Raw genomic sequence first — 10,507 nt, forward strand, 5'->3', positions numbered from 1 at the left:
GCTGTCGGCACCGCCCTACGCGACCCACCCCACGTATCCCTCCCACCAGGCCGCGCAGAACGGCTCGCACTCAGCCGACCGGGACAGCACCGCGCCCGCGCCGCGCGGAACGCGAGCCCGCGAACAGGACCGGCGGTCGGCGCGGGCGGCGCCGGGCACCCAAGCGCACCCCGCTGCTCGGTGACTATCTGGGCTATGCCGCGACCTTCGTCGGAGCAGGGCTGCGGCGCCATCGTGCACCACCCTCTCGATCCCACCCGCAATACCCTCATCGCCGTCATAGGCGCCGCCGTCTTCCTCTGCGCCACAGTCCTCAACGAATTCGTCCTCACCCGCAGCCGCCCCAGCCCCGCGAAGGTCTGCGGCGTGGTGGCGGCCTCCCTCGCGCTGTCGTTCGGCATCGGCATGCTCAGCGGCGGCCTGCAACACTTCGAGGACTTTCCCGAACGGGCGGCGATGCTCATCCCCTTTGGCCTTGTCCTGTCCTTCGTCGCCTACGTGCTGCGCCACCAGCCCTCCCGCTGGCGCAGCGTCGCCGGTCCGGCCGGGATCCTGATGGCGGTGACGGCGGCCGTCGCCTTCGTCGGTCTGAAGGGCATCGCCCAGGAGACGGCCGCACAACCGGGCGGCGACGGCCATGGCCACAGCCACGGCGACCAGCCCACCACAGAAGCGGAGCCGGAGACGGGCGGGGCGGACGGACACGACGCCGAACCTGGCTCCTCCGAGGGCACATCCCATGAGTCGCCGCCGAGTGCACGGGCGAGCCAGGAGCCCACGGCGACTGCCCCGTCCCAGGAGGCCGAGGACCACGGCGAAACAGGGCACAGTCACTGACGGGTGGCGCTCGCGGGCGAGGACATGCCGTGAGCTGACGGCGTCGCCATTAATCGGTACTTCGTGGCGACGCCGTCCGAAAGCACCTCTACAGCTCGATGTCGAGCACGTCTTCCACCGGACGACGCGGCGTCCCCGGACCCTGCTTGCCGTATCCCAGGCGCAGCACCATCTGCACGAACCCCATCGCCGACTGCGGGTCGCGGACTGCCCAGCGGAGTTCCGGCCATTCGAGGGCGTGGGACGTGAGCGAGGTTGCCAGCCCGTCCAGGGCCGCTTCGAGCAGGACGCGCTCCATCGCCTGCCCCGCCGTCAGCCAGTCCTCGGGCCGGTCGCGGGTGGTGCCCAGCAAGGCCAGATGCGGCTTGCTCTCACCACACCCTGTTCGTCCTCGCCTTCGTCTTCGCGGCGATCGCCGGGGCATTCGGCGCCTTCATCACCAAGGTGGAACCCGTCCGGTGACCAGGCTCTGAAACCAGTGACCAGGCTCTGAAAGGAGGCCGCGGGCATGGAAGCCAGGAACGCGGCGACACCGTCCGGAGGCGGACGGGAAGAGGACTTCCCCCTCAGCGAGAAGGTGGAAGGGCCGATCTCGGCGGCGATCATCGCCGCAGGCATCGGAGCCACCGCGCTGGGTCTTCTCACCACGCTCGCCGAGGCCAGCACATCGGTGCACGACGGCCTGGAGTGGAGCGACTCCGTCGGTCCGCTGTCCGGCAAGACCATCCTGGCCGTAGTCGTCTGGCTACTGGCCTGGGCCGTCCTTTATATCGCCCTGCGCAACAAGCCGTTCGAAACCGTGCGGGCCTTCGTCATCAGCCTCGCCCTCATCGCCCTCGGAATCCTCGGAACCTTCCCCCCGTTCTTCCAGCTCTTCGCATAGCCCCTGTGCTCGTGGCCCTCAGCGACCTCGGCCTGGAACAGAGCGCCTCATGCCGCATTTCCCGGCGCTCAGTGCCCGACCGTGGTGGACACGGGCAGGCGTTCGCTGAACGTTTTGCCTCCATCACGGGATTCGTACACGCCGTCCTGTGTCGCGGCCAGGACGCGCCCCGCGTCGACGGCGGTCAGGGCCTGGGGCCGTCCGCCCGGTACGGTTCCGGTCTTCTGCCAGGTGGCGCCGCTGTCGGTGCTGCGGTGCAGGCCGCCGTCGAGGTCGACTCCGTACAAGGCGCCGGTCGCAGGCCAGGACAGGAAGGCCAGGACCTGCCCGGAGCCGGCGCCGAACGTCCGGCCGCCATTGGTACTCGTGGCGACACCGTCCTCCGTGGTGGCCAGCACGACGTCCCGGTCCTTCGGGCTGACGGCGATATGCAGGGCTGCGAGCTCGGCGCGGTTGTCCCAGGACCTCCGGTCGGCGCTGACGCGCAGCAGGCCACGGGTGCTGCCGTAGCCGGCCTCCAGCTGCTCGGACGCCGCGTCACCGTCCCGGCGGCCCTTCACGGTCCCGCCCTCGACGGAAACCTCGGACAGCAGCGTGACCTGCGGAACACCCAGACGCTCGGCCAGCAGCGCCGGTACGACACCCATCGTGCCGTCGGTGGACGCCATACCGGAGATCACCAGGTCGTAACCGGCTCGATGGCCTTGGCCAGGACCAGGGAGGTGCCGATGGCGTCGGTGCCGTGCAGGTCGTCGTCCTCCACGTGGACGGCCTTGTCGGCGCCCATGGACAGCGCCTTGCGCAGCGCGTCCTTGGCGTCCTCCGGGCCCACCGTGAGCACGGTGATCTCCACGTCGTCGTCGGAGTTCTCGGAGATCTGCAGCGCCTGCTCCACCGCGTACTCGTCGAGCTCGGAGAGCAGACCGTCCACGTCGTCCCGGTCGACGGTCAGGTCATCGGCGAAGTGCCGGTCGCCAGTGGCGTCGGGCACGTACTTCGCGGTGCCGACGATCCTCGAACTCATCTGGCTTTCCTTTCAGCCGGAGTGCCGGAGTAGTCGTGGAAGCCCCGGCTCGTCTTCCTGCCGAGGAGACCGGCGTCCACCATCCGGAGCAGGAGGGGCGGCGCCGCGTGCAGCGGTTCCTTGTACTCGGCGTACATGGAGTCCGCGATCGCCTTGAGGGTGTCCAGGCCGATCAGATCGGCCAGGCTCAAGGGGCCCATGGGATGGGCGCAGCCGAGCACCATCCCGTTGTCGATGTCGTCGGCTGAGGCGAGGCCCGACTCCAGCATGCGGATGGCCGACAACAGGTAGGGCACCAGGAGCGAGTTGACGACGAATCCGGCCCGGTCCTTGGCGTGGATGACCTGCTTGCCGAGGATGCCACTGACGAACTCGCCTGCGCGGTCACGTGTCTGGTCGCTGGTCAGCAGGGAGGGGACCAGCTCGACGAGGTCCAGTACCGGCACCGGGTTGAAGAAGTGCACGCCGATTACCTGCTGCGCGCGTCCGGTCGCCGTGCCGAGCTTCATGATGGGGATGGAGGAGGTGTTGGAGGCGAGGATCGCGTCCGGTCGGACGACCACCTTGTCCAGTGCCGCGAAGATCTCGGTCTTGACCTGTTCGTCCTCGGCCACCGCTTCGATCACGATGTCGCGGTCGGCGAGATCGGCCAGGTCGGTGGTGAAGGCGATGCGGCGGAGGGTAGTGGTGCTGTCCGCCGGGGCGAGTCTGCTGCTTCGTACCGCGCGTGCCAGGGACTTGGTGATTCTGTCGCGGCCCGCCTCGACCGCCTCGGGGCTCGCTTCGGCTACACGTACGTCGAGTCCCGCGCGGGCGCAGACCTCGGCTATGCCGCTGCCCATGAGTCCCGCTCCTACGACGCCCACACGGCGTATGGGTTCGGTGGCCGTGGCGTGCGGGGCGGCGTCGGAGGGATGTCCGGACGGCTGTGTGGACATGGGGTACCTCTCGATGGTGTCTGGTCCGGCCGGGCTCAGCCCCGCAGCAGGTTCCGCTGCAATTTGCCGGTGACGGTGCGGGGCAGGTGGTCGCGGAGGTCGAGGCGGCGGGGGATCTTGTGGCGGGTGAGGGAGGCGGAGAGGAAGCTCTGGATGTCCTCCAGGGAGCAGTCCGCGCCCTCGGCCGGTACGACGATGGCTGTGACGATCTCGCCCCAGACGGGGTCGGGCGTTCCGACGACCGCCACCTCATACACGAAGGGGCACGTCTCCAGCGCCTCCTCCACCTCGGTCGGGTCGACGTTCTCCCCGCCGGTGACGATCGTGTCCTTGATCCTGCCGACCACCACCAGGCGGCCCTCCGGGTCGAGGTGGCCCCGGTCCCCCCCGTGGAACCAGCCCTCGGTGTCACGGGCCGCCGCCGTCTCCTCCGGCAGGCCCAGGTAGCCGGAGGTGACGCTGGGCCCGCGGACGACGATCTCTCCCGTCATGCCATGCGGCACGGGGCGGTTCTCGGGGTCGACGATCCGGATCTCGTTCAGCGGCGCGGCGAGTCCTGCCTCGCCGGAGCAGCCCGCGCCGTCGCGGGGGTCGCGGTAGGTGACGCCGGCGGCGGTCTCGGTCAGACCGTACGAACTGAGAACCGGGATGCCGCGACGGTGGTACACCTCGGCGACCGACGCCGGTGCCGCCGCTCCCCCACTGAGGATCCAGCGCAGCGAGGACAGGTCCCCTGCCGCGAAATCCGGGTGCCGTGCGATCAGGGCGAGCATCGCCGGGACGGCGAAGGTCACGGTGACCCGGTGCTGTCGTACGGTCTTCAGGAAGCCGTCGACGGAGAAGGCGGGTTCCAGGATGACCGTTCCGCCCTTGGCCCAGGTGTAGGAGCCCACACCGCTCAGCACCGCGATGTGGAAGACGGGTGTGGTGATGAGCGTGACGTCGTCCCGGGCGAGGTCGAGGCCGAGGAGTCCGTTGACGCAGCTCCAGAACACGTTGCCGTGGGTGAGGAGCACGCCCTTCGGGCGACCGGACGTGCCGGAGGTGTAGGCGATGAGTGCCAGGTCGTCCTCGGTCACGGGTGCCGGGGTGTCGTCGCCGGCGGGTTCGTCCGATGTCCGGCTCAGTGGAGCGAATCCGTCGGGCGGCTCCTCGTCCAGGCACAGACGCGTGACATCTGCCGGTACGGTGCCGTCGCCGGCCAGCTTGGCGGCGCAGGCGGTGTCCGTGACCAGGACGTCCGTCCCCGAGTCCGCCAGCAGGTAGGCGATCTCGGGAGGCGTGGCCGCCCCGTTGACCGGGACGAACACGCCTCCGAGGCGGGCCGTGGCGTACATCAGGACGAAGACCTCGGGGCGCGAGGCGCCCGCGTAGGTGACGACGCTGTCCGGTCCGGCACCGTGCAGGCGCAGCTGCCTCGCCGTGGTCACGATCCAGTCCCGCAGCTGCCCGTAGGTCCATGCACGGTCGCCGAACACCAGCGCCGTGCGGTCGGGGTGCAACTGGGCGCGGCGTTCGAGCAGATGGCCCAGGCGGAACATGGGTCGTGGGCGGGTGGGGCCGGTCATGTCAGCCGTCCTTTCAGCCGTGGCGGCCGGTAGTGCCTGTTCAGTGACGGACTCGGGGGATTCATCGGGTGCGGGTGGCCATGAGGTCGTACGGCCGGTCAGGCATCGGTCGTCTCCGCGGTGACCGGCGTGGCCTGGGCGTCCGGGGTGTCCCGTCGGCGTCCGCCGATCAGGACCACGGTGACCACCGCCGCCGCGACGGCGCAGAGCCCGACGATCAGGTAGCCGAGGGAGTAGGCGTTGCCCAAGGCCTGGAAGGCGGTGTCCTTGAGCGGGTTGAACGGCGCGGTGGAACCGTCGGGCAGGGGCACGGTCGACGGGACGGCGTTCGCGCCGAGCGGGCCGGAGTTGACGGCCGCGATGGCGCCTTCCACGGCTTCCCGCTGTCCGTCGGGCGCGTTCGCCGCCGAGGCGTTGAAGGTGTCCAGGGCCTGGCTGAGCTCCGGGTCGGAAGCGACCTTGTCGCTGATCTCGTGCGCGGCCCGGCTGAGGGCGATGGCGCCCACGACGGCCGGACCGAGGGTGAAGCCGAAGTCACGCAGCAGGCTGGTCCAGCCGGCGGCCATGCCGGCCAGGTTGTGGGGCACGGTGTTGATCACCACGGCGGTGACCGCGGACAGCACGAACGCCACGCCCGCGCCGGCCACGACGAGCGGGGCGATGAGGGGCATGACCGACTGGTCACCGATCGGTATCGAGGCCATCCAGAAGTCGCCGACCCCAATGAGCACGAGTCCGCCGCCGAGGATCCACTTCGGGTCGTACCGCTCGATCAGCCGGGAGGCGATGGGCACCTGGATCAGGGCCGAGATACCGTTGAACACGATGAAGGCGAGGGATGCCTTCAACGGGGTGAAGCCCTGGATGGCGGTGAGGCGGATGCTGGTCACGTAGCCGGTGCCCAGGTAGCAGAACATGCCGACCACCGTCACGATCGCCGCGATGGTGAAGTTGCGGTTGGCGAACAGGTCGAGCTGAAGCAGCGGGGAGGCCGAGCGGCGTTCGGCGAGGACGAAGGCCACCAGGAAGACGGCCGCGACGACGAACCCGCCGATGACCTCGACGCTGCCCCAGCCGCTCGTGGGGCCCTGGATCACGGCGAAGAGGAGGGCGACGGCGGCGACGGCGATCGTGATCTGCCCCGGCCAGTCGAGGGAACGGCCCTCGGGCGACTTGGAGTCCTGGGCCAGGACGAAGGCGAGGACGGCGGACACGACGGCGAGTGCGACGACGAGGAGGAACGCCCATCGCCAGCCGGAGTCGGGCCACGAGTTGAACTGCGACTGCGCGAGCAGGCCGCAGGCCAGGGGTGACAGCACGCTGCCCATGGACAGCGCGGCGGCCCAGACGGAGATGGAACGCGCTCGGGCGCGCGGTGTGTGCGTGCCCGCGGCGATCATGGCCAACGTCGTCGGGATCACGGCAGCCGCGCCGACACCGGCGATGATCTGGCCGGTCCACAGCACGATCAGCCGGGTCATGTGGTCGGCCTCCGGGCCCGGCGTCAGCACACAGACCACGAATCCGACCGCCACCAGCACGGAGCCGCCGACGAGCAGCCGACGCCGTCCGAACAGGTCACCGAGCAGACCGAAGGTCAGCTCCAGCACGGTGACCGGGACCAGGAAGGCATCGGTGATCCAGGTCAGTTCCGATGCCGAGGTGTGGAAGTCCTGCTGGAACAGGCCGTTCAGGCCCGCGGGCACGGTCAGGGCGAACTGGGCCATGAAGACGCAGAGCGCCGCCGCGATGAGCGTGCCCCGCGCGAGGGTGTCGATGCCTAGGGCCTGTTCGCCCGTGTGCTTCGCCGTTGTCTTGGCTGCCGGGGAGCCGGCGCCGTTTCCGACGCCGGTGTCGGATCTGGCCATGGTGGTTCCTTCCGAGGTGATCGCGTGACGTGACCTGCCGGTGAGGGGGGTGGCGAGGGGGGTGGGGTCGTGCTGGTCAGCGCCCGGAGGCGGACGAGTGGGAAGGGTCAGTGCCCGGAGACGGGCGAGATGATGAAGTTGCTGAATCCCCCGTGCCGCGAACCCACGTTGTTGATCGCGGTGTTCACCTCGTCGAGCGGGAAGACGTGGTGGCGCAGCGGCGACAGGTCGAGTACGCCCGCCGCGGCCATGTCGGCCATGTCCTGTCCCTCGCCGGGCGTGAACCAGACCGATCCGCGGACGGTCTGGTCCATGTCCATCATTCGGTGCAGGTCGAGGGGCACCTCGCCGGCGACGGCGCCGACGTTGACGGCGATGCCTCCGCGGGCCAGGGCGCGCACACCCTGCTGAAGGGTTTCGTGCGGTGCGCCCGGGCCGAGGGCGTCGATGTAGACGTCCACTCCCTGGCCGCCGGTCTCCGCGGCGATCCACTCGTCCACCGGGCCGTCGTGCAGCGAGTGCAGGCGCAGCCGTCCCGGAGCCAGCTTGTCGATCTCCGCCAGCAGTTCACGGTCGCGGCCAATGCCGTACAGCGTCGTGATGCCCAGTGCCGGGGCCAGCAGCGCCGCGCCGATGCCGAGGGTGCCGGTGATGCCGTTGACCAGGACACTGCGCCCGGGGCCGGCCGCGGCCTTGCGGAGCGCCGAGTACATGGTGCCCAGGTAGCCGAAGCGCGCGGCGGCCTCGAAGGACAGGGAGTCGGGGATGTGAACGAGTGCTGTCGCGGGCGCGATCATCTTCTCGGCGAGGCCGCCCTGGTAGCGGTCGAGCAGCCGGATTGAGGTGGCCGAGAAGCCGAAGTAGCCGGCGAAGGCGTAGCTCGCGCACTGCACGATCCTGCCGTCACGGCAGGCCCGGCAGGCGCCGCAGGTGCGGCCCGGGTTGACGTAGACCCGGTCGCCGACCTCCACGCCCTCGACCCCGGCGCCTACCGCCTCGACCACGCCGGCGGGGTCGAGGCCGAACACGGCCGGCAGCGGCGGCAGCGGGTTGAGTGGGAACCAAGTCGTCCAGTTGCTCAGGATGTTGGCGAGGTTCGGTACGATGTTCACGGCGTGCACGGCCACCCGGACATCGCCGGGGCCCGGTACCGGGACGGGAATCTGCTCGATCTTCATCGGCTCACCGACGTTGTGCATTCGCGCTGCGCGCATGGTCGAGATCATGGCCTCTCCTCGTTGAGGGCAGAGTTGTCTCCGGGTACGGCAGAGCGAGCACTGGTGACGGGGTACACGGGTGCTGTCGGCGCTGCCGCCACGGTCTTCCGGTGGCTCCACGGCGGCCCCGGGGCGGGTGACGGCACGGGCCGTCGAGGCTGTTCACAAGGCGTGTGAAGAGTGGGCGAACCCGTTGTGTGGTGCGGGTCGCGAAGTAATGGTCCGTAAGGGCGCCGATGTCTCGCCGGACGTCAGGCCCACGGCGGGGTTCTTGTGCGTACGGGCTGGTGGGCGGCCCGGCGGCGGAGCGTCCGCCTCCCGTTCTCGGGGTCGTCCCGGCCCGTGAACGGTAGTCCTGTGCCGCGCCGCACGGGGCCGACCGCACGGCCGACCCGGTCAGCGGTATGCGGCGAGACCGGTGACGGACTGGCCGACGACGAGGGTGTGGATCTCCTCGGTGCCCTCGTAGGTGAGCACCGTCTCCAGGTTGTTGGCGTGCCGCAGCACCGGGTACTCGGTGGTGATGCCGTTGGCGCCGAGGATGGTGCGGGCCGTCCGGGCGGTGTCGAGCGCGGCGCGCACGTTGGCGAGCTTGCCGAGGCTGACCTGCTCCGGGCGCAGCTGCCCGGCGTCCTTGAGCCGGCTCAGGCGCAGGGCGAGCAGCTGGGCGTGCACGAGGTCGACCTGCATGTCGGCCAGCTTGCCCTGGGTGAACTGGAAGCCGCCGATGGGCCGGCCGAACTGCTCACGGGTGGTGGAGTACTCCAGCGCCGACAGGTAGCAGGTGCGAGCGGCGCCCACGACACCGCACAGGATGCCGAACCGGGCCTCGGACAGGCAGGACAGCGGTCCGCGCAGTCCGGTGACACCGGGGAGCACCGCGTCGGCGGGCAGCCGTACGTCCTCCAGGTGCAACTCGGCCGTGACCGAGGCGCGCAGGGACAGCTTGCTGTGGATCTCGCTGGTGGTGAAGCCGGGGGTGTCCTTGGGGACGAGGAAGCCGCGGATGCCGTCCTCGGTGCGGGCCCAGACGACGGCGATGTCGGCGACGGAGCCGTTGGTGATCCACATCTTGGTGCCGTTGAGGATCCAGTCTCCCCCACTCTCGGCTCCGCTCGAGCGGGAGGTGCCCCCACCGTCGCGCTTGGCGACCGTGCGCATGCCGCCGGGGTCGGAGCCCTGGTCGGGTTCGGTGAGCCCGAAGCAGCCGATCGCCTCGCCGGAGGCCAGCTTCGGCAGCCACTGCTGCTTCTGCTCCTCCGAGCCGTAGCGGTGGATGGGGAACATCACCAGGGAGCCCTGCACGGAGACGAAGCTGCGCAAGCCGGAGTCGGCGGCCTCCAGTTCGCGGCAGGCCACTCCGTACGCGGTGGCGCCGGCGCCGGCGCATCCGTAGCCGTCCAGGTGCATGCCGAGCAGGCCCAGTTTGCCGAGTTCCGGGGCCAGTTCGGAGGTCGGGAAGGTGCCTGTCTCGAACCAGCCCGCCACGTGGTCGGTCACCCGGTCGCGGACGAAGGCGCTGACGGTGTCACGGATGAGCCGTTCGTCGTCGTCGAGTTCGCTGTCCAGGTCGAGGGCGTCGACGGGGTTGAGGTGGGGCATCAGGAATTCCTCCGGGCACCGATGAGGACGAAGAGCAGGGTTGCGGGTGAGGTGGAGCGGTTGCGCCAGGCGTGGCGGGTGCCGTTCTGCACGACGACATCGCCCGGGGCGAGGGTGACTTCATTGCCGTCGTCGAGTTCGAGGACGATTTCTCCCTGGAGCAGGACGCCGTAGTCGACGGTGTCGGTGGTGTGCATGCCGGGCGCGTCCGGCTCGAACAGTTCGGCCAGGCCGGGGCTGGTCCGCAGGCGCTCGGCGATGGCCGCGGCCGGGTCGAAGTCCTCTCTCGCGTAGACCGTGTCCGGCGGGATGACCAGGTGGATCACGCGGGTGGCGCCCGGCTCGGGGACGTACGAGGTGACGGCGGGTGTCGGGTCGTTGCCGTCGAAGGGCACGGTGGGCTGGGCGGGGGTGACCCAGACGAGGGAAGAGACGAAGCCGGGGGTGTACTGGAGTGCGTTGGTGCGGGGTGGCGGCCCGTCCTGGACGACGGCGGCTTCGCCGTCCGCCGTCAGACCGGTGACGATTCTCCGTGGCATGGTGCGGCTCCTCGGGAGGGGAGGTGCGGGG

Annotated in this window: 9 protein-coding genes and 2 pseudogenes; 3 read left to right on the plus strand and 8 right to left on the minus strand. The window is 70.1% G+C overall.

Annotation, left to right across the window (positions count from 1 at the left end; genetic code table 11):
* Window positions 1-184, plus strand: a 184-nt coding sequence (locus tag FNH04_RS48075; RefSeq protein WP_228031744.1) for a hypothetical protein, incomplete at its 5' end; no start/stop codon positions are given.
* Between the two features lie 11 nt (window positions 185-195).
* A complete protein-coding gene (locus tag FNH04_RS32545; protein ID WP_152789454.1) occupies window positions 196-837 on the plus strand; it encodes a hypothetical protein in 642 nt (213 codons plus the stop codon).
* Between the two features lie 88 nt (window positions 838-925).
* Here FNH04_RS32545 and FNH04_RS32550 read toward each other — a convergent pair.
* Window positions 926-1,210: pseudogene (locus FNH04_RS32550) on the minus strand (Acg family FMN-binding oxidoreductase); the annotation flags it as partial.
* 135 nt (window positions 1,211-1,345) lie between these two features.
* Here FNH04_RS32550 and FNH04_RS32555 point away from each other — a divergent pair.
* The gene (locus FNH04_RS32555; protein ID WP_152789455.1) at window positions 1,346-1,720 is read left to right on the plus strand and encodes a hypothetical protein; all 375 of its coding nucleotides are present in this window, start codon (window positions 1,346-1,348) and stop codon (window positions 1,718-1,720) included.
* 68 nt (window positions 1,721-1,788) lie between these two features.
* Here FNH04_RS32555 and FNH04_RS49515 read toward each other — a convergent pair.
* From FNH04_RS49515 to FNH04_RS32595, 7 genes and pseudogenes are all read right to left on the minus strand, one after another.
* Window positions 1,789-2,744, minus strand: a pseudogene (locus FNH04_RS49515) (electron transfer flavoprotein subunit beta).
* Window positions 2,741-3,682 (minus strand): 3-hydroxybutyryl-CoA dehydrogenase, encoded by a 942-nt coding sequence (locus FNH04_RS32570; protein WP_152789456.1) that lies wholly within the window; start codon window positions 3,680-3,682, stop codon window positions 2,741-2,743. The pseudogene FNH04_RS49515 and the gene FNH04_RS32570 overlap by 4 nt, the downstream one beginning before the upstream one ends.
* Before the next feature lie 35 nt (window positions 3,683-3,717).
* Window positions 3,718-5,250 (minus strand): class I adenylate-forming enzyme family protein, encoded by a 1,533-nt coding sequence (locus FNH04_RS32575; protein ID WP_152789457.1) that lies wholly within the window; start codon window positions 5,248-5,250, stop codon window positions 3,718-3,720.
* Window positions 5,251-5,348: 98 nt separating this feature from the next.
* A complete protein-coding gene (locus tag FNH04_RS32580) occupies window positions 5,349-7,118 on the minus strand; it encodes an MFS transporter (RefSeq protein ID WP_152789458.1) in 1,770 nt (589 codons plus the stop codon).
* A 107-nt stretch (window positions 7,119-7,225) separates the two neighbouring features.
* Window positions 7,226-8,332, minus strand: a complete 1,107-nt coding sequence (locus FNH04_RS32585) for an alcohol dehydrogenase catalytic domain-containing protein (RefSeq protein ID WP_228031745.1) — start codon at window positions 8,330-8,332, stop codon at window positions 7,226-7,228.
* A 399-nt stretch (window positions 8,333-8,731) separates the two neighbouring features.
* A complete protein-coding gene (locus tag FNH04_RS32590) occupies window positions 8,732-9,937 on the minus strand; it encodes an acyl-CoA dehydrogenase family protein (protein ID WP_152789460.1) in 1,206 nt (401 codons plus the stop codon).
* Window positions 9,937-10,476, minus strand: coding sequence for a cupin domain-containing protein (locus FNH04_RS32595; RefSeq protein WP_152789461.1), 540 nt, complete (start codon window positions 10,474-10,476; stop codon window positions 9,937-9,939). The genes FNH04_RS32590 and FNH04_RS32595 overlap by 1 nt, the downstream gene beginning before the upstream one ends.
* Window positions 10,477-10,507 lie beyond the last annotated feature (31 nt).

Origin of the sequence: Streptomyces phyllanthi (genome assembly GCF_009377205.1) — a bacterium.
In the GTDB taxonomy this organism is placed as follows: Bacteria; Actinomycetota; Actinomycetes; order Streptomycetales; family Streptomycetaceae; genus Streptomyces; species Streptomyces phyllanthi.